The organism is Bacillus sp. PDNC022 (assembly GCF_016919285.1).
Taxonomy (GTDB): Bacteria; Bacillota; Bacilli; order Bacillales; family Bacillaceae; genus Bacillus; species Bacillus safensis.
The window spans coordinates 1,950,902-1,976,555 of record NZ_CP070345.1 but is presented as its reverse complement, the minus strand read 5'-3'; the positions used below and the strand labels follow the sequence as shown (position 1 = coordinate 1,976,555).

The following is a 25,654-nucleotide window of genomic DNA, read 5'->3' as shown; positions in this document are numbered from 1 at the left end:
TCACTTTTGCTTTATCCCGATTTAATGTAACATGTTAACGTATCTACAAACAGTATACAACAAATAAGGTTCTATTCAGAACGTTAGCCCTCGGTCCAATGAGAAGGAGTATAGATATGAAAGACATTCAAGAAAAGCTGGACCGCAAAGATATTGCGGGCTTTCAGCATGATTTAATTGATTGGTATGAAAAAGAACAACGAACATTGCCATGGCGTGAAAATCAAGATCCATACCGCGTCTGGGTATCAGAAGTGATGCTTCAGCAAACGAGAGTAGATACGGTCATTCCGTACTTCAACCGGTTTATGGAGCAGTTTCCGACGGTGAAAGATCTCGCTTTAGCTGATGAAGAAAAGGTCATGAAAGCATGGGAAGGTCTTGGCTACTACTCAAGAGTGCGTAATTTACAGGCAGCTGTGAAAGAAGTATATGAATCCTACGGTGGCATTGTCCCTGATACGAAAGAGCAATTTTCAAAGCTCAAAGGTGTAGGCCCGTATACGAGCGGCGCAGTGCTGAGTATCGCCTATAACAAGCCGTATCCTGCGGTAGACGGCAACGTGATGAGGGTCATTTCTCGTATTTTGTCCGTATGGGATGATATTGCAAAACCAAAAACGAGAAACATTTTCGAGTTTGCAGTCGATCAGCTCATTTCCCGGGAAAAGCCGTCAGAATTCAATCAAGGGCTGATGGAGCTTGGTGCGCTCATTTGCACTCCAACATCCCCTGCCTGCCTCATTTGCCCTGTGAATATGCATTGCTCGGCACTCGAGGAAGGCGTTCAGCATGAGCTCCCAGTGAAAAGCAAAAAGAAAAAGCCGACTGCAAAATCAATGGCAGCAGCGGTGTTATTTGATGACGCAGGCAACCTATATATTCATAAGCGGCCAAGTACAGGCCTTCTTGCGAATTTATGGGAATTCCCTAACATGGAAACCATGAAGGGAAGAAAAACGGAAAAAGAACAGCTGATTGATTTCTTAAAAGAGGAGGCGGGTGTACAAGCGGAGCTTGGTGATTTAGAAGGCACCATTCAGCATGTATTTACCCACCTCATCTGGAATATTTCTGTTTTCTTTGGACGAGTTACCTCTGTATCTGATGACACGATGCTGAAAAAAGTCACAACAGAAGAATTTGAGGCGTATGCTTTGCCAGTCTCACACCAAAAAATTTGGAAGCTGGCACTTGAGCAGCCTAGTCGTATTTAACCGTTGTACCGTGGGTATAATCAGCTTCATTTCGGTGCAATCCCCCGCGGTCTTCAATTTCAGAAATGATTTCTCGATACTTAGATTGCCCTTCTTCATTCAAATAAGGTAAAATTTGTTGGAAAGCATGATGAAAGTAAGCAAGCTCAGTATCTTTCCATTGATCCTTGGACATCATGCCAAGCTGGCTTAAATCGCGTCCGACATACATGAATGTAACCTCCTAATAGGAACTTTCCTATTAGTGTGAAGCGAATGAACGAAAACTATTCAAATCAGGAGATGAACCATAATGAGTCAACGTAAATGTGCATTAATTACAGGAAGCAGCAGAGGAGTAGGGAAAGAAGTGGCCCTTCGCCTCGCTGAAAAAGGATATGACATTGTCATTAACTATGCGAGAAGCAAAAAAGCCGCACTTGAAACAGCGGAAGAAATTGAAGCGATGGGTGTCAAAACATTGGTTGTTAAAGCCAATGTAGGCCAGCCTGAGAAAATCAAAGACATGTTTCAGCAAATCGATGAAACCTTTGGCCGTTTAGATGTATTTGTAAACAATGCGGCTTCAGGTGTTCAGCGTCCAATTATGGACCTTGAAGAAAATCATTGGGACTGGACGATGAATATCAATGCGAAAGCCTTGTTATTCTGCGGACAAGAAGCGGCGAAACTAATGGAGAAAAACGGCGGCGGACATATCGTCAGCATTAGCTCTCTTGGCTCTATTCGCTACCTTGAAAATTACACAGTAGTCGGCGTATCAAAAGCAGCACTAGAAGCTTTGACACGTTACCTTTCAGTGGAGCTTTCACAAAAAAATATCGTCGTCAACGCTGTATCAGGCGGCGCGATCGATACCGATGCACTTAAGCACTTCCCGAACCGTGAAGAGCTTTTAGAAGATGCGAAGAAAAATACACCTGCCGGCCGAATGGTGGAAATTAAAGACATGGTCGACAGCGTGGAATTCCTTGTATCAGGCAAAGCAGACATGATTAGAGGCCAGACGATTATTGTGGATGGCGGACGTTCTTTGCTTGTTTAAAAAAATCATGAATAGGATGTACACCTTCTGCACAAATTAATGTGCGTGGAGGTGATAATGATGGATCAACAACAAAACAAAACAAACGCACAACAAGTGAAGAAACAAAACCAAGCTGCTGCACAAGGTGGTCAATACGGCACTGAATTTGCTAGCGAGACTGACGCACAGCACGTAAAAAAATACAATCAAAAAGCTGAGCAAAACAAACAACAAAACAGCTAATCACTGAAACAAAGGAAAGCACTTCATATACGAATGAAGTGCTTTTCTTTTTGCCTCTCACCACCATCCGACAAAACCTGTAAAACCTCTACATAAACAGTCAAAGGATTTCCTCCTTCTTTCAAGAAATGGTATACAGACAAAAAGTGGATTCGATGAAAAGGGAGGAGTTAGATGTCTGATTTTGATCAGCTTGTAAAAGAACAAATGCAGCTCATGGATCAGCTGCTCGATGTGCAGGGAGAACTCGATCTATGCTTAGAAACAGAAAAACAATTGCTGCAGGATGAAAAAAAAGAAGAGTGGCATAGGCTTTGTGATCAGATCAAACAAAAACGTGAGGAACTGCAAAAAGTGCAAACCTTATTTACAAAACAGACAGAAGAGGTCATCAATTCATATAAACAGATGGAAAAGAGTTCTAGCGTGATGTAAGTCAGTGTGCCGTTCAATTGGGTTGAATGGCTTTTTCATTTCATTTTTTAATGATGTAACGGTATAATATAATAGAGACATGTTTAGTTGGGAAATTAGGTCTTTGGACTGTTAGGTTTGTTTGTTATAGAAAGTAGGGGAGAAAATATGGGCTATCCCAAGGAAGGAGAAACCATCCAAATTCAAAGCTATAAACATAATGGCTTGATCCACAGGATTTGGAATGAAACCACCATTCTGAAAGCAACGGAATTGTGTATCATTGGTGCAAACGACCGTACAATGGTGACTGAATCCGACGGCCGTACTTGGATGACGAGAGAACCGGCTATTTGCTATTTCCATGCAAAACAATGGTTTAATGTAATTGGGATGCTTAGAGATGATGGGGTATATTATTACTGCAACATCAGCTCTCCTTTTGCGACAGATGATGAGGCAATTAAGTATATTGATTACGATTTAGACGTCAAAGTCTTTCCAGACATGACGTACAATATTTTGGATGAGGACGAATATGCAGATCATAAGAGGCAGATGAATTATCCAAAAGAAATCGATAGTATCTTAAGAGAGCATCTGAATACATTACTGCATTGGATTCACCAGCGGAAAGGTCCGTTTGCTCCTGAATTTGTGGATATGTGGTATGAACGTTTTTTACATTATACAAAATAAGCAAGAGCATCCAAAAACCTGTTTGGCTTTTTAGGCTAACAGGTTTTTGACTGCGTACGGATAAGAGGCACTGATAGATTGGGAAGGAGATTTACATGGGGGTCATTAAACGCTACATGGCTTTTGTAACACCGTATAAAAAACAGATTGCATTAACAATGGTCATCGGGATGATTAAATTCTCGATTCCGTTAACATTGCCTCTGCTTTTAAAGTATGTCATTGATGATGTCATTCAAGGCTCGGGGTCTGCTGAAGAAAAGACATCAACTCTACTGATCATAATGGGAATCATGCTCGTATTATTTTTAGTGATGAGGCCGCCTGTTGAATACTATAGACAATACTACGCACAGTGGACAGGCAGTAAAGTATTGTTTGATATTCGGGAGAAGCTGTTCTCACATATTCAAAAGCTAAGTCTTCGTTATTATGCCAACACGAGAACAGGAGAAATTATTTCAAGAGTGATCAACGATGTGGAGCAGACAAAGGAATTTGTCATCACAGGTCTCATGAACATTTGGCTGGATATGATGACCGTACTGATCGTGATCGCCATTATGTGTACACTGGATATTAAGCTCACCATCGTGTCTGTCATTATTTTTCCGCTATATGCGTTTGCAGTAAAATATTTTTACGGACGGCTTCGTAAGCTGACAAAAGAGCGGTCACAGGCACTGGCTGAAGTGCAAGGGCACCTGCATGAGCGGGTACAAGGAATGCCGGTCATTCGAAGCTTTGCGATTGAAGAATATGAACAAGAGAATTTTCATGATGAAAACAAAAATTTCTTAAACAAAGCAATCAACCATACGAATTGGAACGCCAAAACATTTGCTGTCGTCAATACCATCACCGACATTGCGCCGCTGTTAATCATTGCATTTGCGGGTTACACCGTGATTAACGGGTCGCTTTCAATTGGGACGATGATCGCCTTTGTCGGCTATATTGACCGGATGTACAACCCGATTCGCCGTCTCATTAACTCATCCACGACGTTAACCCAGTCCGTTGCATCAATGGATCGGATCTTTGAGTTTATTGATGAGCCATATGAGGTCACAGACCGGCCGAATGCAAAAGAAGCCAATCATTTAAAAGGAGAGGTAGAGTTTAAAAATGTGTCGTTTCGTTATGAACACACGCAGGAAGAGATTCTGCACAATATCTCCTTGAAAGTAGAAAAAGGACAAACGGTTGCGCTTGTAGGAATGAGCGGTGGAGGGAAGTCGACACTCGTCAGCTTAATTCCAAGGTTTTATGATGTCACAAACGGGTCACTTGAAATTGACGGCATTGATATAAAAGAGTACAAAGCAAGAAGTCTTCGAAATCAAGTCGGAATGGTGCTGCAGGATACATTCCTATTCAGTGACACGATTAAAGAAAATATTGCGGTTGGTGACCCTGAAGCATCTTTTGAAAAAATCGTGTCGGCTGCAAAAGCGGCAAATGCGCATGATTTTATTATGTCTCTTCCTGAAGGATATGACACGAAAGTAGGAGAACGGGGCGTGAAGCTGTCAGGCGGACAAAAGCAGCGGATTTCTATTGCAAGGGTATTTCTTAAAAATCCACCGCTGTTGATTTTAGACGAAGCGACGTCTGCACTTGATTTAGAAAGTGAGCATTACATTCAAGAAGCGATGCAAAAGCTGGCGAAGGATCGCACAACTTTTATTGTCGCACACCGATTATCAACCATTACACACGCTGACCAAATTGTGGTCATGGAACAAGGCGAAATTGTGGAAAAAGGAACACACGAAGAACTAATGAACCAAGACAGCCACTATCGTCATTTATTTACCATTCAAACATTAAATTAGTAGAAGCCTATCCGATTCTATCGGATAGGCTTTTTTATGTTGTCAAAAACATGACATATTTCCCAGCTTGTCTCAATACAATTTTAAAAAGTATGACGGGGTGGTGAATATGTGAAAGAACAAGACGTGCTGCTAGATGTCAAACAGCTGTCCATTGCGTTTCAGCAGAAAAAGCAAAAAGTGCCCATCGTCCATCACATATCGTTCTCGATTCAAAAAGGGGAAACGTTAGGGATTGTGGGCGAATCTGGCTGCGGGAAAAGTATCACAAGCATGTCATTAATGGGATTGAATCAGCAAACCGATACAACGGGCGAGATTCATTTCGAAGGGCAAAATCTGTTGTCACTTTCAGAGAAACAGTGGCGAGAGATAAGAGGAAATGACATTTCGATGATTTTCCAAGAGCCTATGACCTCTCTGAACCCATTGATGACCATCGGCAAACAAATGACGGAAGCCCTTTTCACACATCAAGCAATCGGTCAGAAAGAAGCAAAAGCGAAGGCGATTGATCTTCTTCAAACAGTTGGGTTGAAGCAAGCGGAATCGTTACTTAAAAAATATCCACACGAATTATCAGGCGGTATGCGCCAGCGTGTGATGATTGCAATGGCAATGCTTTGTCACCCCAAGCTTATGATCGCTGATGAACCGACAACTGCACTTGATGTGACCATTCAAGCGCAAATCCTTCGTCTGCTCAAAAAGCTGAACGAAGAGATGGACACTGCTATTTTATTTATTACCCACGATCTAGGCGTCGTGCGGCAAATATGCCAGCGAGTCATGATTATGTATGCCGGTCGAATTGTAGAAGAAGGAACCGTTGACCGTATTTTTCAAAAACCTCTGCATCCCTACACGAAAGGTCTTTTCGCCTCAGTTCCATCGTTTAAAGAGAAAAAAGAAAAACTCATCTCTATTGCAGGTTATGTGCCTAAGCCAGGAGCCATCCGGTCCGGATGTCAATTTGCACCACGCTGCCCATATCAAATGGCGCAATGTCTTGAAAGAGATCCAGCCTTACAATCCATTGAACAGAATCACCGCGTGGCATGTTTTCTAATGGAAGGAGGAGAAGACACTGAGTCACACACTCTTGCAAGTGAATCAGCTGACAAAACGGTATGACACAGCCGCTTTTTTTTCTAAACATAAACAATCGACTTTGGCTTTAAATCAAGTGTCCTTTCACGTGAAGGAAGGAGAAACGCTTGGCATTGTTGGTGAATCAGGCTGCGGGAAATCAACACTTGGCAAAAGCCTAATGAGATTGACTGAACCGACGTCAGGCTCTATTCAATTAAAAGGGCAGGAGATCACCCTTCTAAAAGAACGAGATATGCGTTCCTTAAGAAAAGACATTCAAATGATCTTTCAAGATCCATATGCTTCTTTAAATCCAAGAATGAAAATCAAAGATATTTTAGAGGAACCGCTGATTGTCCATCAGCATGGGACGAAAGCAGAAAGACGGAAACGGGTAAAAGAGATGCTGCACATTGTTGGTTTTGATCCTTCCTACGGAGAACGTTATGCGCATCAATTCAGCGGCGGACAAAGGCAGCGTATCGGTATCGCTAGAGCACTTATAACGCACCCAAGTCTAGTTATTGCCGATGAACCAGTTTCGGCTTTAGATGTATCCGTTCAAGCGCAAATTTTGAATTTGATGCTTGAATTGCAAAAGACGCTTTCTCTGACGTATTTGTTTATTTCTCACGACCTTGGGGTTGTCAGATATATGAGCGACCGGATCGCCGTCATGTATGCTGGGCGCATTGTCGAGATGGGGCCTGCCGAAGATGTGTTTCACAGTCCGCTCCATCCCTATACGTCGCTGCTTCTGAAATCCATTCCACATATGGATCACGTACTAGAGGCGCAAGATGTGGCAGCAGAAGAGACCACATTGATGGAACACGGCGGCTGTCCTTTCTACAAAAGGTGTCCAAAAAGATGGGAGAAATGCTTGAAAGCAGTTCCTGCTTTGTATGAGGAGGCACCTGGGCACGCGGCCGCGTGTTATTTATATCAAAAGGAGGAACACAATGAAGAAGACATGGTTATTCAGTAGTTTCATTTTTGTGCTGGCACTGGCGCTCTTTTTAGGGGGATGCTCGTCTTCACCGACATCGGAAGAAAAGGCAACAAAAGATACCCTCGTATTTGGCAGAGGGGGAGATTCCACTTCACTAGATCCAATCACAACGACAGAAGGCGAAACTTTCAAGGTCACAGAGAATATATTTGAAAAGCTTTTGAATTACGGTGAGAAAGACACGACCATCCATCCTGGACTCGCAACAGAATGGGATGTTGCAAAGGACGGAAAATCATACACGTTCTACTTAAGAAAAGGTGTGAAATTCCACGATGGTACAGACTTTAACGCAGAAGCAGTGAAATTCAATTTTGAGCGCTGGATGAATGGAGACGCAGAAAAGTTTCCTTACTATGGTATGTTTGGCGGCTATAAAAAAGATAAAGGGCATGTCATTAAAGACATCATCGTCAAAGGCGAGCATGAAATTGAATTTCAGCTAAAGCGACCGCAGGCGACATTTCTCAAAAACATTGCTATGTCACCATTTGGCATTGCCAGTCCAGCGGCCGTTGAAAAAAGCGGTGATTCATTTAGAGAAAATCCAGTGGGGACAGGGCCATTCAAGTTTAAAGAGTGGAAGCAAAACGACCGTATCGTGTTAGAAAAAAATAAGGATTATTGGCAGAAGGATAAACCAAAGCTGAATCAAATCATCTTCCGCTCCATTCCAGAAAACTCTGCTCGTTTAAATGCCCTTAAAACAGGCGAGATCGACTTAATGGATGGCGTGAATCCGTCAGATTTAGATGGCATTAAAACCGACAAAGCACTCCAGCTCATTGAAAGACCATCGATGAACGTAGGGTATATCGGACTGACCGTCACAAGAAAGCCGCTTGATAACAAGCTGGTTCGTCAGGCACTTAATTATGCGGTCGATAAAGAAGCGATTATTGAGTCATTTTATGGCGGACTTGCTGAGCCAGCAAAAAACCCATTGCCGCCAGCTTTAGAAGGCTACAATGACGACATTGAGCCATATCCGTATGATCCAGAAAAAGCGAAAGAACTATTAAAAGAAGCGGGCTTCCCTGACGGCTTTCGCATCAAGCTTTGGGCAATGCCTGTACCACGTCCATACATGCCAGATGGGATGAAGGTAGCAGAAGTCATTCAGTCAAATTTTGAAAAGGTCGGCGTCAAAGCAGAAATTGTGACATATGACTGGGCAACCTATTTAGATAAAGCAAGTAAAGGGGAAGCAGATGTGTTCTTATTAGGCTGGACAGGGGATAATGGTGATCCTGATAATTTCATTTACACACTGCTGGATAAAGACAGCATCGGCGGTAACAACTATACATTCTTCGAAAACGATAAAATGCATGACATCCTCATTGAAGCGCAAACAGACACAGATCAAAAGAAACGAAATGAGCTGTATAAAAAAGCGCAGGAAATCATTCATAACGAAGCGCCTTGGATTCCATTGGTGCATTCAATTCCAATGCTCGCCGCATCTAATGATTTAAAAGGCTACCAGCCGCACCCAACTGGTTCAGAAGCTTTAACTGACGTGTATTTCGAATAAGCAAATAAGGGAGATCTTGTATCTCCCTTATTCAAACAAAGAAAAAGGCGGTGAAAGCTGTTTGTTTGCTTATTGTATGAAGCGGGCAGGAATGCTCATCCCAGTACTGATCGGAATGACATTGGTCGTGTTTTCAATTATTCGTTTTATACCTGGAAATCCAGCGCAGGTCATCTTAGGACAGCGGGCAACGAAAGAGGCAGTAGAACAATTAACGATCCAGCTCGGTTTAGATCAGCCATGGTACGTTCAATACGGTCATTATATGCTTGGCCTTTTAAAAGGGGATTTAGGGACTTCCATTCGAACAGGAGCGGCTATTGCCCAGGAAATGAAGCCTTACTTATTTGCGACGTTAGAATTGACCTTTTTTGCCATGGTGCTGGCGATTGTCGTGGGAGTGAATGCCGGAATCATTAGTGCTTGGTTTAAGCATTCCTTCTTTGATTATGCCGCAATGTTTATTGCACTCATCGGAGTGTCCATGCCGATTTTCTGGTTAGGTTTAATGGGGCAGTGGCTGTTCTCGATCGAATTAGGTGTTTTGCCGACAACGGGCCGAGAAGACGTAAGGAATCCAGTGGAGTCGATCACGTATATTCATACACTGGACACGCTTTTGCAAGGCCGGTTTGATCAATTCGCTGACAGCATCAAGCATTTGATCTTACCAAGTACAGCACTCGCCACAATCCCTGCAGCGATTATTGCGAGAATTACAAGGGCAAGTATGCTGGAAGTGCTTCATTCAGACTTTATTCGAACAGCAAAAGCAAAAGGGGTACGTTCATTGTTCATCATTTATCAGCATGGCCTGAAAAATGCGCTCATTCCGATCTTGACGATTATTGGTCTTCAGACGGGCCTCTTGCTTGGTGGAGCGATTTTAACAGAAACCATTTTTGCTTGGCCGGGAATCGGGCGGTATATATATGACGCCATCAGTTATCGTGATTACCCTGTCATTCAAACAGGTATTCTCGTCGTTGCGCTTATATTTGTCCTAATCAATTTCATTGTGGACATCTTGTATGCGGTCATTGATCCAAGGATTAAATATTAGGGAGGGAGAGTGACAATATGGAAGCACAAAAAGAGCTTGAACCACCTCAGCCAAAAGATGAACGCTCTCAATCATTGATTCTTGAATCAATGAAGCAGTTTTTTCAGCATAAGTTGGCAGTCATTGGCAGTGTGATAGTCTTTTTATTTCTGATCCTAGCAATCTTTGCACCGCTCATTGCTCCTTATGGAATCAATGAACAATCACTCGGTGAGCGATTTAGTGCCCCTTCAGCTGCACACTGGTTTGGTACGGATGATTTCGGCAGAGATATCTTTTCAAGAGTTGTGCATGGAGCACGGATTTCCTTATGGGTGGGCTTCTTCTCGGTCCTCGGGTCTGTCATTTTAGGCACACTGCTTGGATTGATTGCAGGCTATGGCGGAAGAGTGCTAGATGCTGTGATCTCCAGACTGTTTGATATTTTACTTGCTTTTCCTAGCATTCTATTAGCGATTGCTATTGTCTCCATTCTAGGCCCCTCCTTACAAAATGCCCTTATTGCCATTGCGATTATTAATGTCCCAACCTTTGGACGGCTCGTTCGTTCAAAAGTGCTGAGTATTAAACAAGAAGAATACGTGCTGGCAGCAAAGGCGGTGGGGATGTCACACCGCCGCATCGTACTGCGTCACATTCTGCCAAATAGTATGGTGCCAGTCATCGTACAGGCAACGCTAGCAATCGGAACCGCAATTATTGAGGCAGCCGCTCTAGGCTTTTTAGGGTTAGGCGCACAGGCGCCAAGCCCAGAATGGGGGAAAATGCTCGCCGATGCGAGACCTTATCTCGTTCAAGCCCCTTGGACATTATTCTTCCCAGGGATAGCGATCATGCTGACGGTTCTAGGCTTTAACTTGATGGGGGATGGATTAAGAGATACATTGGATCCTAAAATGAAGAAAATAAAATAAGACCGATTCTCATAATCGGTCTCAGCGCGCGGTCAAACCCTCGCATTGGTGTCAGTCCTGCGTGCCAGGCTCGTTCTTCCTAGACTGGATGACAAAGAGCTAAAATAAAGACCATTTTAGCTCTTTGTCAACAATTTAAGGACGATTCTTGGAATCGGTCTTTTCTGTTTATGCTTCTTTTTCTTCTGTCTCAATTTCACTATCTTTTGGGTGATACGTCTGGAAGCTTGTAATCAATGTATCTAAGTGCTCTAATTCATCACGGTATTCGATGATGCTGGACATGACATTCAGCATGTTGTAATCGAGCAGGTCATTTTCTTGGTTTTGCTGATGCTGAATAAATGATTTCGTTAACGTCTCAAGGCGAAGAGAGCATTCATTTTGAAATTCATCGTCCTGCGGCTTCATTTTTCCGACAAATTTCATCAAGGTGCGCTCATGCCAATATAATAAATAATCAATTTCATCCGTTAAGCTTTCCCTGAAATGCTCTGGCATCAAATGAATTTCATTTTCTAATTTATGAAGCTTTTTCAGTAAATACAACGCGCGATTTGATGTCATAATGGCCTGCCTGAACAAAACAAGCTTTCTTGATTTGACATACGTGGTTTTCTTTAAATAGCTTCGTTCTTCTTTGTATAACAAGTAAATGTGATCTAATTTGATCATGCGTTCTTTTATTTGATCGATGTCATCCTTTAAAGTGGAATGATCAGTAGACTGTCTGGAGGTCAGACGGATCCATTTTAAAATCTCCTCCGTATTTTCCATAATGTGATGAACAAGTTTTGTTTCATACTTTGGCGGCAGGAAGATTAAATTCACTAAAAATGAAGAAAGAACTCCTAACACCACAGTAGCTGTTCGAATTAAGGCAAAGGAAAGGAAATGATCCCCTGCACTTTCTAAAATCGCGATGACGGTTACAAGTGCAATCGGAATGGTGTGTTCAATCTTCAGCTTTAAATTAATGGCGATGACCATGACGGCGGTTAAACCGATAATGACTGGTCCTGTGCCAAAAAGCAGACCGAACGTAATGGCAAGTGCTGCTCCAATAATATTGGCTTGCACTTGATCAACAATGGTTAAAAAAGATCGATAAATAGATGGCTGGATAGCAAATACAGCTGCAATTCCCGCGAAGACGGGTGTTGGCAACCCAAGCCACGTTGCCAGGTAAAGCGCGAGTACAATGGCAATACCAGTTTTTAAAATACGGGCTCCAAGTTTCATTGGTTTTGTCCCTGCATTCCTTTCTTTTCGATAATAGATGATCACTCGTCATTTATCATTCATATTTTGATGAAACAACTAAGTAATATACAGCGGTCTTCCGAAATATTCAAGTGATTTTTGAAAGTTCATGAAAACATCTAAAGAAGGTATTGAGAAGAAATGTAACAGATTCGCACGCTTTTGACAAACAAGAGCTGGTCAATAAAAAAACAGGCGCATGTTTTTACGCCTGTTTTGGACTTCATTATGATTGTTTCAGCTGTGCAAATGCATGATCTACTGCTGTTAGCGTCTCAGAAATATCTTTTTCAGTATGTGCGATCGTTAAGAACCAAGCTTCATATTTAGAAGGAGCGAGGTTAATGCCTTGCGCGAGCATTAATTTGAAGAAGCGGGCAAACATTTCGCCATCCGTATTTTCAGCCTGCTCGTAGTTCACAATCGTTTCTGTTGTGAAATAAATTGTGAGAGCGCCTTTTAAGCGATTCACTGTAATATCTACCTGATGCTTTTTGGCATGGGCTAAAATGCCTTCTTCTAACATAGCGCCAAGCTGGTCAAGACGCTCGTAAACGCCGTCTTCTTTTAATAATTCCAAGCAGGCAATACCTGAAAGAATGGATGCAGGATTTCCTGCCATTGTGCCAGCTTGATAGGCTGGTCCAAGCGGAGCGACTTGTTCCATAATTTCTTTTTTACCGCCGTAAGCGCCGATAGGAAGTCCGCCGCCAATAATTTTTCCTAATGCAGTGAGGTCAGGTTTTACTTGAAGCAAGTCCTGTGCACCACCATACATAAAGCGGAAAGCGGTAATGACTTCATCATAAATCACCAGTGCGCCTTTTTCGTGTGTGAGGTCATTGACCTGCTGCAGGAAACCGTCCTTAGGCTCTACGATGCCAAAGTTCCCGACAATTGGCTCGACAAGGACAGCTGCTACTTCATCACCCCAGCGGTCTAATGCTTCTTTATAGCTGTCAATATCATTAAATGGAACGGTAATGACTTCATTAGCGATACTCTTTGGTACGCCCGCTGAATCAGGTGTTCCTAAAGTGGAAGGACCAGAGCCGGCTGCCACTAGCACAAGGTCAGAGTGGCCGTGGTAGCACCCGGCAAACTTAATGATTTTTGTTCTGCCTGTATATGCGCGAGCTACTCGAATCGTTGTCATCACCGCTTCTGTACCTGAATTGACAAAACGAACTTTGTCCAAAGCAGGCATGGCTTCCTTCAGCATTTTAGCAAAAGTGACTTCATGCTTCGTTGGTGTTCCGTAAAGGACACCTGTTTCAGCCGCTTTCGTGATGGCTTTTGTAATATGCGGGTGGGCGTGTCCTGTAATAATAGGACCGTATGCAGCCAGATAATCGATATAGCGGTTTCCGTCAACATCCCAAAAATAAGCGCCTTCTCCTCTTTCCATCGCAACGGGTGAACCGCCGCCTACTGCCTTATATGAACGAGACGGGCTGTTGACACCTCCAACAATGTGCTCCAGCGCCTCTTGATGTAATTTTTCTGATTCTGTGAATTTCATAAATAGCCTCCTATCTCAACGTATCACGTCGTCTATCATTATTTTAACATGCCGATGCAAGCGTCCTTAGTTGAATATCCTCTCAAAATTGGATAGGCTAATTAAAAAATAGGTTGGAGGGATTGTGTCATGACAATCGAAGTAGGGCAGCAAGTACCTGACATTGAATTAACCGGTGACAACGGGGAGAAAGTAAAGCTTTCTGATTTTAAAGGAAAACATATTGTTCTTTATTTCTATCCAAAAGATATGACACCAGGCTGTACAACAGAAGCATGTGATTTCCGCGACCGCCATCAAAGCTTTGCAGAATTAGATGCTGTCATTATCGGTGTAAGCCCAGACAGTCAGGACAAGCACCAAAAGTTTAAAGAAAAACATGATTTGCCGTTTCTGCTTCTTGTAGACGATGAACAGAAATTGTCTGAAGCCTTTGGGGTATGGAAGCTGAAAAAGAATTTTGGCAAAGAATATATGGGAATCGAGCGTTCAACGTTTCTTATTAATAAAGAAGGCACGCTTGTGAAAGAATGGCGAAAAGTAAAGGTAAAAGACCACGTAGAGGAAGCGCTTGAGGAATTGAAAGCTCACGCTTAATATCCTCACAGGATGAGATCGGCAGTCATGCCGGTCTTTTTTGTAAAGAAGAATAGGTAAAAAAGAGGATTGTAATTGACAAAGTTTCTGCTCTGGGGGTACACTATTTATAAAGATTATAATATAAGAATATTTTTGAAGAGAGGTGCATGATGAAATGGCTGCTCACGAACTAAAAGACGCTTTAGATGCTCTAAAAGAAACCGGTGTTCGAATTACTCCGCAGCGCCATGCCATCTTGGAGTTTCTCGTAAATTCTATGACTCACCCAACCGCGGACGATATATATAAAGCACTTGAAGGAAAATTTCCAAACATGAGTGTCGCAACGGTTTACAACAATTTACGAGTCTTCCGGGAATCTGGATTAGTAAAGGAATTAACGTATGGTGATTCCTCAAGCCGATTTGATTTTGCGACATCTGACCACTACCATGCGATTTGTGAAAACTGCGGAAAAATCGTAGACTTTCACTATCCTGGCCTTGATGAAGTTGAACAGCTTGCATCCCATGTGACAGGCTTTAAAGTCAGTCATCATCGTTTGGAGATCTATGGTACTTGTCAAGAATGTGCGAAAAAAGAAAATCATTAATGAAAAAGCTGACCGTTTAAATGGTCAGCTTATTTTTATGACTTTTTTCGATTGTAGGATTCATCAAACTCTTTACCTTCTAATGCTGGATCAAGTGTAAGCGGCTCCCTGCAATGCATGCACATGTCCACCCGCCCAAGCACTTTTGTTTCCTTCTCACAGCCTGGACAAACGACACGTACCGCCTTCGTAGAAAGCATACCAATCCAAAAGTAAACGGCTGTACTTAATCCAATCGATAAGACGCCTAGCAGCATAAAGAAAGTCGACAGCCAGATCGATTCCTTGAAGAACACACCGATATACATGATCAGAAAGCCAACAAAAACCAAACTAAGTGCAAATGTTCTGATTTTATTAATCTTACTGGAGTATTTCGCCATCCCTAGTCCCCCTTATCTCCAATATAGCACATTTTACCTTTCCGTTTGAATTAGTTATAGAGTTTTGTGAATAAATTGCTTATAATGATTCAATGATCTTTTTTCATGTATTGAAGGAATTTTGATTCTATGAGGAGAAATACATAGCATTAGAGAAGAACTTTACACCCGAGTATTGGAGGAATCACTATGGAAAATCTTCTCCGTCCTATTTATCAAGAGAGAGCAAGCCATCCAGACACATTAGCTGTGATTATAGTAGAAAGAAGACATAAAGTATCTTCTGAGACGGATAACTTTGATGCAGCACTTTTAGTCATCGTAAAAGAAGCGGAAGAGCCGTTATTTATCAAGCACTATGAATCAGATCACCAAACAGCTTCTTTAAATGTTGTCACAGATGATCAACTGAAGGAATGGATTACCCTCGGTACTAACCGCCGAATCATCGATTGGATTTTGAATGGCAAAGTCCTATTTGATCGAAATGAATATATCTTCAACTTAATTGATGAACTAAGTACATTCCCGTTTTCAAACCGCAAGCTTAAAATCGGTTTAGAATATGGCAAGCTCATTCGCAGATATATAGAAGGAAAAGCATTTTTTGAGTCAAATCAATTCCTTGATGCATATAATTCCATTGTGCATGCCCTGCATCACTTAGCACGTATTGAAGTAATTGATAAAGGCTTCCATCCAGAAGTGACCGTTTGGAACCAAGTGCGTCATATGGAGCCGGAAGTATACAAACTTTATTCAGAACTGATTGAAAGCCATGAAAGTCTGCATAAGCGTTTGGAACTTCTATTTTTAGCAAATGATTTTTTGATCCATTCAAAAGCGGAGATTGGTGCCGCTCATTTGCGTCATGTCATGGAACAGAAGGATATATGGCTTTTTGGTGAGCTTCTTGCACACCCTGATCTAAAGTATTTCACGCCTGACCTTAGCGTGATGATTGATTTCTTTGTGGAAAAAGGAATTGTTCAAGTGGAGCCAATTGAGACAAAGGGACAAAAAATCTATCATCGAGGATATTTTGTGAAAAAAGATATTGACGCATGAATATTATGATGGTATATTATTAAACGTCGCTAACGAGCAACTGAGTTGCTTTGAAAGAAAAGCTGACAAAAAGAAATTCCAAAAAACACTTGACGCACACGGCGCTCAAATGTTATATTAAGAAAGTCGCCTCTGAGCGATAATGAAGATGATCTTTGAAAACTAAACAAGACAAAACGTACCTGTTAATTCGAGTTTTTATAAAAAAATCCTATGATACTTCATAGGTAGTCAGTCAAACTGGCGAGGCAGGAAATGATCACATGCTAAGTTCGCTACATCGTGTAGCAACGCATGTGTGATATGCATCCTGCATACCTCGGAGAGTTTGATCCTGGCTCAGGACGAACGCTGGCGGCGTGCCTAATACATGCAAGTCGAGCGGACAGAAGGGAGCTTGCTCCCGGATGTTAGCGGCGGACGGGTGAGTAACACGTGGGTAACCTGCCTGTAAGACTGGGATAACTCCGGGAAACCGGAGCTAATACCGGATAGTTCCTTGAACCGCATGGTTCAAGGATGAAAGACGGTTTCGGCTGTCACTTACAGATGGACCCGCGGCGCATTAGCTAGTTGGTGGGGTAATGGCTCACCAAGGCGACGATGCGTAGCCGACCTGAGAGGGTGATCGGCCACACTGGGACTGAGACACGGCCCAGACTCCTACGGGAGGCAGCAGTAGGGAATCTTCCGCAATGGACGAAAGTCTGACGGAGCAACGCCGCGTGAGTGATGAAGGTTTTCGGATCGTAAAGCTCTGTTGTTAGGGAAGAACAAGTGTGAGAGTAACTGCTCGCACCTTGACGGTACCTAACCAGAAAGCCACGGCTAACTACGTGCCAGCAGCCGCGGTAATACGTAGGTGGCAAGCGTTGTCCGGAATTATTGGGCGTAAAGGGCTCGCAGGCGGTTTCTTAAGTCTGATGTGAAAGCCCCCGGCTCAACCGGGGAGGGTCATTGGAAACTGGGAAACTTGAGTGCAGAAGAGGAGAGTGGAATTCCACGTGTAGCGGTGAAATGCGTAGAGATGTGGAGGAACACCAGTGGCGAAGGCGACTCTCTGGTCTGTAACTGACGCTGAGGAGCGAAAGCGTGGGGAGCGAACAGGATTAGATACCCTGGTAGTCCACGCCGTAAACGATGAGTGCTAAGTGTTAGGGGGTTTCCGCCCCTTAGTGCTGCAGCTAACGCATTAAGCACTCCGCCTGGGGAGTACGGTCGCAAGACTGAAACTCAAAGGAATTGACGGGGGCCCGCACAAGCGGTGGAGCATGTGGTTTAATTCGAAGCAACGCGAAGAACCTTACCAGGTCTTGACATCCTCTGACAACCCTAGAGATAGGGCTTTCCCTTCGGGGACAGAGTGACAGGTGGTGCATGGTTGTCGTCAGCTCGTGTCGTGAGATGTTGGGTTAAGTCCCGCAACGAGCGCAACCCTTGATCTTAGTTGCCAGCATTCAGTTGGGCACTCTAAGGTGACTGCCGGTGACAAACCGGAGGAAGGTGGGGATGACGTCAAATCATCATGCCCCTTATGACCTGGGCTACACACGTGCTACAATGGACAGAACAAAGGGCTGCAAGACCGCAAGGTTTAGCCAATCCCATAAATCTGTTCTCAGTTCGGATCGCAGTCTGCAACTCGACTGCGTGAAGCTGGAATCGCTAGTAATCGCGGATCAGCATGCCGCGGTGAATACGTTCCCGGGCCTTGTACACACCGCCCGTCACACCACGAGAGTTTGCAACACCCGAAGTCGGTGAGGTAACCTTTATGGAGCCAGCCGCCGAAGGTGGGGCAGATGATTGGGGTGAAGTCGTAACAAGGTAGCCGTATCGGAAGGTGCGGCTGGATCACCTCCTTTCTAAGGATATATGGAGCAGCGTACGTTTTCGTCTTGTTTAGTTTTGAAGGATCATTCCTTCAAAACATGTCTCTAGCGAGACAGGATTGTTCTTTGAAAACTAGATAACAATAAGTAATACATTCACATTGAATGCAATGCAAAGTTCATCACACATAGTGATTCTTTCTAAAGTAAGAAATGGTTAAGTTAGAAAGGGCGCACGGTGGATGCCTTGGCACTAGGAGCCGATGAAGGACGGGACGAACACCGATATGCTTCGGGGAGCTGTAAGCAAGCTTTGATCCGGAGATTTCCGAATGGGGAAACCCACTGCTCGTAATGGAGTAGTATCCATACTTGAATACATAGAGTATGAGAAGGCATACCCGGGGAACTGAAACATCTAAGTACCCGGAGGAAGAGAAAGCAAATGCGATTCCCTGAGTAGCGGCGAGCGAAACGGGAACAGCCCAAACCAAGAGGCTTGCCTCTTGGGGTTGTAGGACACTCTATACGGAGTTACAAAGGAATGATATAAGCGAAGAGGTCTGGAAAGGCCCGCCAAAGAAGGTAACAGCCCTGTAACTGAAATATTATTCTCTCCAGAGTGGATCCTGAGTACGGCGGAACACGTGAAATTCCGTCGGAATCCGGGAGGACCATCTCCCAAGGCTAAATACTCCCTAGTGACCGATAGTGAACCAGTACCGTGAGGGAAAGGTGAAAAGCACCCCGGAAGGGGAGTGAAATAGATCCTGAAACCGTGTGCCTACAAGTAGTCAGAGCCCGTTAACGGGTGATGGCGTGCCTTTTGTAGAATGAACCGGCGAGTTACGATCCCGTGCAAGGTTAAGCAGAAGATGCGGAGCCGCAGCGAAAGCGAGTCTGAATAGGGCGCATGAGTACGTGGTCGTAGACCCGAAACCAGGTGATCTACCCATGTCCAGGGTGAAGTTCAGGTAACACTGAATGGAGGCCCGAACCCACGCACGTTGAAAAGTGCGGGGATGAGGTGTGGGTAGGGGTGAAATGCCAATCGAACCTGGAGATAGCTGGTTCTCTCCGAAATAGCTTTAGGGCTAGCCTCAAGGTAAGAGTCTCGGAGGTAGAGCACTGATTGGACTAGGGGCCCCTACCGGGTTACCGAATTCAGTCAAACTCCGAATGCCGATGACTTATCCTTGGGAGTCAGACTGCGAGTGATAAGATCCGTAGTCGAAAGGGAAACAGCCCAGACCGCCAGCTAAGGTCCCAAAGTATACGTTAAGTGGAAAAGGATGTGGAGTTGCTTAGACAACCAGGATGTTGGCTTAGAAGCAGCCACCATTTAAAGAGTGCGTAATAGCTCACTGGTCGAGTGACTCTGCGCCGAAAATGTACCGGGGCTAAACGTATCACCGAAGCTGCGGACTGTTCTTACGAACAGTGGTAGGAGAGCGTTCTAAGGGCTGTGAAGCCAGACCGGAAGGACTGGTGGAGCGCTTAGAAGTGAGAATGCCGGTATGAGTAGCGAAAGACGGGTGAGAATCCCGTCCACCGAATGCCTAAGGTTTCCTGAGGAAGGCTCGTCCGCTCAGGGTTAGTCGGGACCTAAGCCGAGGCCGAAAGGCGTAGGCGATGGACAACAGGTTGATATTCCTGTACCACCTCCTCACCATTTGAGCAATGGGGGGGACGCAGGAGGATAGGGTAAGCGCGGTATTGGATATCCGCGTCCAAGCAGTTAGGCTGGGAAATAGGTAAATCCGTTTCCCGTAAAGGCTGAGCTGTGATGGCGAGCGAAATTTAGTAGCGAAGTTCCTGATTCCACACTGCCAAGAAAAGCCTCTAGCGAGGTGAGAGGTGCCCGTACCGCAAACCGACACAGGTAGGCGAGGAGAGAATCCTAAGGTGATCGAGAGAACTCTCGTTAAGGAACTCGGCAAAATGACCCCGTAACTTCGGGAGAAGGGGTGCTTCTTAGGGTGTTAAAGCCCCGAGAAGCCGCAGTGAATAGGCCCAGGCGACTGTTTAGCAAAAACACAGGTCTCTGCGAAGCCGTAAGGCGAAGTATAGGGGCTGACGCCTGCCCGGTGCTGGAAGGTTAAGAGGAGCGCTTAGCGTAAGCGAAGGTGCGAATTGAAGCCCCAGTAAACGGCGGCCGTAACTATAACGGTCCTAAGGTAGCGAAATTCCTTGTCGGGTAAGTTCCGACCCGCACGAAAGGCGCAACGATCTGGGCACTGTCTCAACGAGAGACTCGGTGAAATTATAGTACCTGTGAAGATGCAGGTTACCCGCGACAGGACGGAAAGACCCCGTGGAGCTTTACTGCAGCCTGATATTGAATGTTGGTACAGCTTGTACAGGATAGGTAGGAGCCTTGGAAACCGGAGCGCTAGCTTCGGTGGAGGCATCGGTGGGATACTACCCTGGCTGTATTGACCTTCTAACCCGCTGCCCTTATCGGGCAGGGAGACAGTGTCAGGTGGGCAGTTTGACTGGGGCGGTCGCCTCCTAAAATGTAACGGAGGCGCCCAAAGGTTCCCTCAGAATGGTTGGAAATCATTCGCAGAGTGTAAAGGCACAAGGGAGCTTGACTGCGAGACCTACAAGTCGAGCAGGGACGAAAGTCGGGCTTAGTGATCCGGTGGTTCCGCATGGAAGGGCCATCGCTCAACGGATAAAAGCTACCCCGGGGATAACAGGCTTATCTCCCCCAAGAGTCCACATCGACGGGGAGGTTTGGCACCTCGATGTCGGCTCATCGCATCCTGGGGCTGTAGTCGGTCCCAAGGGTTGGGCTGTTCGCCCATTAAAGCGGTACGCGAGCTGGGTTCAGAACGTCGTGAGACAGTTCGGTCCCTATCCGTCGCGGGCGCAGGAAATTTGAGAGGAGCTGTCCTTAGTACGAGAGGACCGGGATGGACGCACCGCTGGTGTACCAGTTGTTCTGCCAAGGGCATCGCTGGGTAGCTATGTGCGGACGGGATAAGTGCTGAAAGCATCTAAGCATGAAGCCCCCCTCAAGATGAGATTTCCCATTCCGCAAGGAAGTAAGATCCCTGAAAGATGATCAGGTTGATAGGTCTGAGGTGGAAGCGTGGTGACACGTGGAGCTGACAGATACTAATAGATCGAGGACTTAACCTATATTCTAATGTGAAGCATGAACATTGTTATCTAGTTTTGAGAGAACATTTTTAAAATATCTCTTGATTTATTTTCAATACATAGTATAATATCTTTTGTCACTAAATTGTCTGGTGATGATGGCGAAGAGGTCACACCCGTTCCCATACCGAACACGGAAGTTAAGCTCTTCAGCGCCGATGGTAGTTGGGGGTTTCCCCCTGTGAGAGTAGGACATCGCCAGGCTTTCTTCATTCCGCAGTAGCTCAGTGGTAGAGCTATCGGCTGTTAACCGATCGGTCGTAGGTTCGAATCCTACCTGCGGAGCCAATTTGGAGAGCTGTCCGAGTGGCCGAAGGAGCACGATTGGAAATCGTGTAGGCGGTAACCCCGTCTCAAGGGTTCGAATCCCTTGCTCTCCGCCACAATTTACATAATAAAGGGCCCGTTGGTCAAGCGGTTAAGACACCGCCCTTTCACGGCGGTAACACGGGTTCGAATCCCGTACGGGTCACCATTTTTTATAGAATACACACCAGCATTTTTTATTCGGAGGATTAGCTCAGCTGGGAGAGCATCTGCCTTACAAGCAGAGGGTCGGCGGTTCGAGCCCGTCATCCTCCACCATATCTTTTATATCGTCGCGGGGTGGAGCAGTTCGGTAGCTCGTCGGGCTCATAACCCGAAGGTCGCAGGTTCAAATCCTGCCCCCGCAACCAAAATGGTCCGGTAGTTCAGTTGGTTAGAATGCCTGCCTGTCACGCAGGAGGTCGCGGGTTCGAGTCCCGTCCGGACCGCCATTTTTCAAAAGAATACTTGGCTCGGTAGCTCAGTTGGTAGAGCAACGGACTGAAAATCCGTGTGTCGGCGGTTCGATTCCGTCCCGAGCCACCACTATTTGCCGGTGTAGCTCAACTGGTAGAGCAACTGACTTGTAATCAGTAGGTTGGGGGTTCAAGTCCTCTTGCCGGCACTGTTTTTCAAAAAGTGGAGGGGTAGCGAAGTGGCTAAACGCGGCGGACTGTAAATCCGCTCCCTCCGGGTTCGGCGGTTCGAATCCGCCCCCCTCCACCATTTTTATTTTCATAGGGGCATAGTTTAAAGGTAGAACAGAGGTCTCCAAAACCTCCGGTGTGGGTTCGATTCCTACTGCCCCTGCCAATTTTCTTAATATGATTCATAACATCTATGGCGGTTGTGGCGAAGTGGTTAACGCACCAGATTGTGGCTCTGGCACTCGTGGGTTCGATTCCCATCAATCGCCCCATTTTATTATTGGGCTATAGCCAAGCGGTAAGGCAACGGACTTTGACTCCGTCATGCGTTGGTTCGAATCCAGCTAGCCCAGTTGATGTGCGGAAGTAGTTCAGTGGTAGAACACCACCTTGCCAAGGTGGGGGTCGCGGGTTCGAATCCCGTCTTCCGCTCCAATAATGGCGGCATAGCCAAGTGGTAAGGCAGAGGTCTGCAAAACCTTTATCCCCGGTTCAAATCCGGGTGTCGCCTTTTTTGAAAAGACTGCCGGGGTGGTGGAATTGGCAGACACACAGGACTTAAAATCCTGCGGTAGGTGACTACCGTGCCGGTTCAAGTCCGGCCCTCGGCACCATTGTTTTTTAATATAAGATGCGCTCTTTAATGATCATGCCGGTGTGGCGGAATTGGCAGACGCGCACGACTCAAAATCGTGTTCCTCACGGAGTGCCGGTTCGACCCCGGCCACCGGTATCAGTATTATTATATTGCTTAATTTAAAAGAAGATTATTTTGCTCGTAAGCCTTGATTTATAAGGGTTTGCGAGCTTTTTCTTTTTATCGAGTATGCGATAGGAAACGATTGAATTTCGAATGATTTTATACATTTTTTACACAATCATTTTCTCAAATACATTGATTGTTTCTCTTGTTCATCTTTCTCTCGCAGCTCTTTTCGTGTTGCTAATTACTTTGTATTTAGATGCTGTACTATAAAATGTTAACTGATGAATATTTGTAGGCATATTTTTAAATAGCTTTTTAAAGTGCTTCATAGTCTTGGAATCCATTATTATAGTTCGGTTTGATTGCTCATTTTTTGTAGGACCGAAGCCTTCGTGATGTCTTTTCAAATAGCCCCATGTTTTGTTGATTCTGATAGTATTGTTTACAAAATCAAAATCATTTCTCGTTAATCCTACAAGCTCTCCAAAACGCATTCCTGATGTTAAAGCTAATAGTAATAGTGAATAACCCAATCCTTGATCAAGTCGATTCCAGATCTCTTTTAACAGCAATTTGCTTTCTTTATAGTTTAAGCTCTTTTGATCAGATTTTTTAGCAGGAACTGTCCAAGTTATATTAGCATTTCTAGTAAAATCGCGATGTATAATTTGTTCATCCACTGCGTCCTTCACACAAGAACGAATATGAGTATTGACCTTTAGCACGGTTTCCTTAGCTTTATTACAGCCGAAATCTGCTTTTATTGCCCTAGACGTGTATTCATAATGCTTAAGAGTAGTAACACTTATATTTGTCTTATAAAGCTTAACCCATTTGTCAAAATACTCATCTATTGGAACAGGTGTTAGAGGCGGAAGCAATCCTTTGCTTAGTTGTGACTCTATTTCTGCCGCTGCTATTTGAGCTTCTTTCTTAGTACTAAAGACTCCCTTGCGAATTGGTCTTGACTTCCCGTTTACAACATGACTTACTGTAAACTGATATGTTTCACCTCTCTTTTGAATGTTAGCCATATTTTCCCCTCACTTTAATGATAGGGGTGGACGGCCGAAATAGGTTACCCCTATCTTAACAAGTTTCAATAAATTTTGTAGTTACACTTCATGAATATTGTTAATTACTAAATATTTGGTGGGAATTTTTCTCCAAAAACTCAGCTTTTTTTTGTAGCTTGAAAACACCATGTTTGCCCTTTTGTTTTTGGATAAAAGACAAACCCGCCATATTCCACATCAAGCGATGTTCGAAACCTTTTTGGATAAAGAATATTCTCTTTAATCCATTCATGTTTTCTACTAAGTCTTGTTCAAGATCCTTCATTGACCAATAAACGCCTTTTAATTGCTGCTGTTTTAGTTCTTGCAACTCTACTTTTGAAACAATGAATTACACAAGTTTACCCATGCTGTTAGTGAAGTTAACCCAAGTGAGTGGGATGTAAAAATATTATTTCCGGAGTTTGATTATTTGAGAGAAGCAATTTCTAGTTTATTAACATATACTCTTTTTGACTCTAATGATAGACCACTAGATACTAAAGGTAGTGGACATACGAATGATGAAAGGCTTATTAATGCTGGATCCCAGAATGATTCTATTTATTTATTTTACAGAGAAATACATCAGACCCAATTTATCTATTATGGTAGGGTATTTTTAGTTGACTATAAAGTTTATGCTGATAAGCCCTCAATTTTTATTTTATCAACAACCAAAAGCATGGCAGTAGGCGCTAGTGCTTACGCAACTGAAATGAACAAGACAAGTTTGATTGAAGATGATTTTATACCTGACCAGGAAGGCGCAAAAAGAGTCAAAACACATGTAAGTTACGAAAGGAGTTTAAAAAACCGAGCAAAGGCAATCGAAATACATGGGACGGTTTGCAAAGCATGTGGTTTTGACTTTAATTTGTTTTACGGAAAAGATTTGGCTTTCCATTTTATCGAAATCCATCATGTAATCCAACTTTCGGAACTTCGGGAGGGAACAAGTATTAATCCTGAAACTGATTTGGTTCCTCTATGTTTAAACTGCCACAGTATGATTCATCGTAAAAGGGAAAGTACCCTGTCGGTAGAAGAGCTAACTATGGCAATCGAAAAAAGAAGGAAGCAAGTGCTATTAAAATTATAAAAGAGCTAGTTGGAATTCCTTATCAAAGGGGTTCCATTTTTATCATGATAGATATTAATCATTTCTTCCTTTTTAGAGACTCCAGCAGAAAAGATTTAGACTGAACGCAAATGATATTCGCTCCACTACAGAGAAATAGTGCAGATCCGGTTATCTACTTCATAATTTCCCCCAGAATACAATCATCTGAAAAAGTTTAAGGCATGACATGGTTAATAATTAAAATGATTTTTCTCCTAGAATACCAATTTCTTCAGGAATTGTAGTAAAATTATTATTATATGGCTAGGGCGTATTATTTGCACCGGGAAATAGTACCCATTAGAAACAGAGGTAGGAAATCCTAATGGGCAT

At 44.0% G+C, this 25,654-nt stretch carries 20 protein-coding genes, 16 tRNA genes, 3 rRNA genes and 1 pseudogene; 34 read left to right on the top strand and 6 right to left on the bottom strand.

The window, feature by feature from the left end; all coding sequences use genetic code 11:
- The first annotated feature begins 116 nt into the window (after positions 1 to 116).
- On the top strand, positions 117 to 1,217 hold the full coding sequence (gene mutY / locus JVX94_RS10330; RefSeq protein ID WP_197198044.1) for an A/G-specific adenine glycosylase: 1,101 nt from the start codon (positions 117 to 119) through the stop codon (positions 1,215 to 1,217).
- On the opposite strand, the gene JVX94_RS10325 is transcribed toward mutY, so the two are convergent.
- Positions 1,204 to 1,428, bottom strand: a complete 225-nt coding sequence (locus JVX94_RS10325; RefSeq protein ID WP_003217808.1) for a hypothetical protein — start codon at positions 1,426 to 1,428, stop codon at positions 1,204 to 1,206. The genes mutY and JVX94_RS10325 overlap by 14 nt on opposite strands.
- A gap of 81 nt (positions 1,429 to 1,509) precedes the next feature.
- Between JVX94_RS10325 and fabL the strand changes: the two genes are divergently transcribed.
- From fabL to JVX94_RS10275, 10 genes and pseudogenes are all read left to right on the top strand, one after another.
- Positions 1,510 to 2,262, top strand: a complete 753-nt coding sequence (gene fabL, locus JVX94_RS10320) for an enoyl-[acyl-carrier-protein] reductase FabL (protein ID WP_024425211.1) — start codon at positions 1,510 to 1,512, stop codon at positions 2,260 to 2,262.
- A 75-nt stretch (positions 2,263 to 2,337) separates the two neighbouring features.
- Positions 2,338 to 2,487: pseudogene (locus tag JVX94_RS10315) on the top strand (gamma-type small acid-soluble spore protein); the annotation flags it as partial.
- Positions 2,488 to 2,661: 174 nt separating this feature from the next.
- Complete coding sequence (locus JVX94_RS10310) at positions 2,662 to 2,922, top strand: YgaB family protein (protein WP_039177303.1); 261 nt, start codon at positions 2,662 to 2,664, stop codon at positions 2,920 to 2,922.
- 147 nt (positions 2,923 to 3,069) lie between these two features.
- On the top strand, positions 3,070 to 3,600 hold the full coding sequence (ntdP, locus tag JVX94_RS10305; RefSeq protein WP_024425209.1) for a nucleoside tri-diphosphate phosphatase: 531 nt from the start codon (positions 3,070 to 3,072) through the stop codon (positions 3,598 to 3,600).
- A 95-nt stretch (positions 3,601 to 3,695) separates the two neighbouring features.
- The gene (locus JVX94_RS10300) at positions 3,696 to 5,438 is read left to right on the top strand and encodes an ABC transporter ATP-binding protein (RefSeq protein ID WP_144485675.1); all 1,743 of its coding nucleotides are present in this window, start codon (positions 3,696 to 3,698) and stop codon (positions 5,436 to 5,438) included.
- Positions 5,439 to 5,549: 111 nt separating this feature from the next.
- A complete protein-coding gene (locus tag JVX94_RS10295) occupies positions 5,550 to 6,572 on the top strand; it encodes an ABC transporter ATP-binding protein (protein ID WP_205182963.1) in 1,023 nt (340 codons plus the stop codon).
- Positions 6,541 to 7,518, top strand: a complete 978-nt coding sequence (locus tag JVX94_RS10290; protein ID WP_095408029.1) for an ABC transporter ATP-binding protein — start codon at positions 6,541 to 6,543, stop codon at positions 7,516 to 7,518. Before JVX94_RS10295 ends, JVX94_RS10290 begins: the two co-directional genes overlap by 32 nt.
- The gene (locus JVX94_RS10285; RefSeq protein WP_205182960.1) at positions 7,493 to 9,079 is read left to right on the top strand and encodes an ABC transporter substrate-binding protein; all 1,587 of its coding nucleotides are present in this window, start codon (positions 7,493 to 7,495) and stop codon (positions 9,077 to 9,079) included. The genes JVX94_RS10290 and JVX94_RS10285 overlap by 26 nt, the downstream gene beginning before the upstream one ends.
- Before the next feature lie 61 nt (positions 9,080 to 9,140).
- On the top strand, positions 9,141 to 10,142 hold the full coding sequence (locus tag JVX94_RS10280; RefSeq protein ID WP_205185545.1) for an ABC transporter permease: 1,002 nt from the start codon (positions 9,141 to 9,143) through the stop codon (positions 10,140 to 10,142).
- Positions 10,143 to 10,159: 17 nt separating this feature from the next.
- The gene (locus tag JVX94_RS10275) at positions 10,160 to 11,056 is read left to right on the top strand and encodes an ABC transporter permease (RefSeq protein WP_025093464.1); all 897 of its coding nucleotides are present in this window, start codon (positions 10,160 to 10,162) and stop codon (positions 11,054 to 11,056) included.
- A 168-nt stretch (positions 11,057 to 11,224) separates the two neighbouring features.
- Here the strand turns inward: JVX94_RS10275 and JVX94_RS10270 are convergent, their stop codons facing one another.
- Together JVX94_RS10270 and JVX94_RS10265 are read right to left on the bottom strand one after the other, a co-directional pair.
- Entirely contained in the window at positions 11,225 to 12,298 is a 1,074-nt protein-coding gene (locus JVX94_RS10270) for an FUSC family protein (RefSeq protein WP_024425203.1), read from the bottom strand.
- 247 nt (positions 12,299 to 12,545) lie between these two features.
- Positions 12,546 to 13,841 (bottom strand): glutamate-1-semialdehyde 2,1-aminomutase, encoded by a 1,296-nt coding sequence (locus JVX94_RS10265; RefSeq protein ID WP_144472365.1) that lies wholly within the window; start codon positions 13,839 to 13,841, stop codon positions 12,546 to 12,548.
- A gap of 129 nt (positions 13,842 to 13,970) precedes the next feature.
- Here JVX94_RS10265 and bcp point away from each other — a divergent pair, with 129 nt between their 5' ends.
- Both bcp and perR read left to right on the top strand, forming a co-directional pair.
- Positions 13,971 to 14,438 (top strand): thioredoxin-dependent thiol peroxidase, encoded by a 468-nt coding sequence (bcp, locus tag JVX94_RS10260; RefSeq protein ID WP_024425791.1) that lies wholly within the window; start codon positions 13,971 to 13,973, stop codon positions 14,436 to 14,438.
- Between the two features lie 157 nt (positions 14,439 to 14,595).
- Entirely contained in the window at positions 14,596 to 15,033 is a 438-nt protein-coding gene (gene perR, locus JVX94_RS10255; RefSeq protein WP_012009347.1) for a peroxide-responsive transcriptional repressor PerR, read from the top strand.
- A 35-nt stretch (positions 15,034 to 15,068) separates the two neighbouring features.
- Here perR and JVX94_RS10250 read toward each other — a convergent pair whose 3' ends face one another.
- The gene (locus tag JVX94_RS10250; protein WP_024425201.1) at positions 15,069 to 15,416 is read right to left on the bottom strand and encodes a YgzB family protein; all 348 of its coding nucleotides are present in this window, start codon (positions 15,414 to 15,416) and stop codon (positions 15,069 to 15,071) included.
- 189 nt (positions 15,417 to 15,605) lie between these two features.
- Here JVX94_RS10250 and JVX94_RS10245 point away from each other — a divergent pair, with 189 nt between their 5' ends.
- The 20 genes from JVX94_RS10245 (at position 15,606) to JVX94_RS10150 (ending at position 23,170) form a co-directional block, all read left to right on the top strand.
- Positions 15,606 to 16,484 carry a nucleotidyltransferase-like protein gene (locus JVX94_RS10245; protein ID WP_024425790.1) on the top strand — a complete coding sequence of 293 codons (879 nt, stop codon included), beginning with the start codon at positions 15,606 to 15,608 and terminating at the stop codon, positions 16,482 to 16,484.
- A gap of 316 nt (positions 16,485 to 16,800) precedes the next feature.
- Positions 16,801 to 18,349 (top strand): 16S ribosomal RNA (locus tag JVX94_RS10240).
- Between the two features lie 182 nt (positions 18,350 to 18,531).
- A 23S ribosomal RNA gene (locus tag JVX94_RS10235) occupies positions 18,532 to 21,463 on the top strand.
- 109 nt (positions 21,464 to 21,572) lie between these two features.
- Positions 21,573 to 21,688 (top strand): 5S ribosomal RNA (gene rrf, locus JVX94_RS10230).
- The 16S, 23S and 5S rRNA genes sit together here with 16 tRNA genes alongside, the layout of an rRNA operon.
- Before the next feature lie 9 nt (positions 21,689 to 21,697).
- Positions 21,698 to 21,772, top strand: a tRNA-Asn gene (locus JVX94_RS10225).
- Between the two features lie 4 nt (positions 21,773 to 21,776).
- Positions 21,777 to 21,867, top strand: a tRNA-Ser gene (locus tag JVX94_RS10220).
- Between the two features lie 17 nt (positions 21,868 to 21,884).
- Positions 21,885 to 21,959 (top strand) — tRNA-Glu (locus tag JVX94_RS10215).
- A gap of 34 nt (positions 21,960 to 21,993) precedes the next feature.
- Positions 21,994 to 22,069 (top strand) — tRNA-Val (locus tag JVX94_RS10210).
- Between the two features lie 15 nt (positions 22,070 to 22,084).
- Positions 22,085 to 22,161 (top strand) — tRNA-Met (locus JVX94_RS10205).
- Positions 22,162 to 22,165: 4 nt separating this feature from the next.
- Positions 22,166 to 22,242: transfer RNA gene (locus JVX94_RS10200), tRNA-Asp, on the top strand.
- An 18-nt stretch (positions 22,243 to 22,260) separates the two neighbouring features.
- Positions 22,261 to 22,336, top strand: a tRNA-Phe gene (locus tag JVX94_RS10195).
- A gap of 6 nt (positions 22,337 to 22,342) precedes the next feature.
- A tRNA-Thr gene (locus JVX94_RS10190) sits at positions 22,343 to 22,415 on the top strand.
- Between the two features lie 16 nt (positions 22,416 to 22,431).
- A tRNA-Tyr gene (locus tag JVX94_RS10185) sits at positions 22,432 to 22,516 on the top strand.
- A 13-nt stretch (positions 22,517 to 22,529) separates the two neighbouring features.
- A tRNA-Trp gene (locus JVX94_RS10180) sits at positions 22,530 to 22,603 on the top strand.
- 30 nt (positions 22,604 to 22,633) lie between these two features.
- A tRNA-His gene (locus JVX94_RS10175) sits at positions 22,634 to 22,709 on the top strand.
- Positions 22,710 to 22,718: 9 nt separating this feature from the next.
- Positions 22,719 to 22,790 (top strand) — tRNA-Gln (locus tag JVX94_RS10170).
- A 7-nt stretch (positions 22,791 to 22,797) separates the two neighbouring features.
- Positions 22,798 to 22,872, top strand: a tRNA-Gly gene (locus JVX94_RS10165).
- Between the two features lie 5 nt (positions 22,873 to 22,877).
- Positions 22,878 to 22,948, top strand: a tRNA-Cys gene (locus tag JVX94_RS10160).
- A gap of 14 nt (positions 22,949 to 22,962) precedes the next feature.
- Positions 22,963 to 23,051: transfer RNA gene (locus JVX94_RS10155), tRNA-Leu, on the top strand.
- Between the two features lie 37 nt (positions 23,052 to 23,088).
- Positions 23,089 to 23,170, top strand: a tRNA-Leu gene (locus JVX94_RS10150).
- Positions 23,171 to 23,349: 179 nt separating this feature from the next.
- Here JVX94_RS10150 and JVX94_RS10145 read toward each other — a convergent pair.
- A complete protein-coding gene (locus tag JVX94_RS10145; RefSeq protein ID WP_205182957.1) occupies positions 23,350 to 24,177 on the bottom strand; it encodes an Arm DNA-binding domain-containing protein in 828 nt (275 codons plus the stop codon).
- 100 nt (positions 24,178 to 24,277) lie between these two features.
- On the bottom strand, positions 24,278 to 24,529 hold the full coding sequence (locus JVX94_RS10140) for a DUF771 domain-containing protein (RefSeq protein WP_240193749.1): 252 nt from the start codon (positions 24,527 to 24,529) through the stop codon (positions 24,278 to 24,280).
- A 102-nt stretch (positions 24,530 to 24,631) separates the two neighbouring features.
- On the opposite strand from JVX94_RS10140, the gene JVX94_RS10135 reads away from it, so the two are divergent.
- Entirely contained in the window at positions 24,632 to 25,300 is a 669-nt protein-coding gene (locus JVX94_RS10135; protein ID WP_205182955.1) for an HNH endonuclease, read from the top strand.
- Positions 25,301 to 25,654 lie beyond the last annotated feature (354 nt).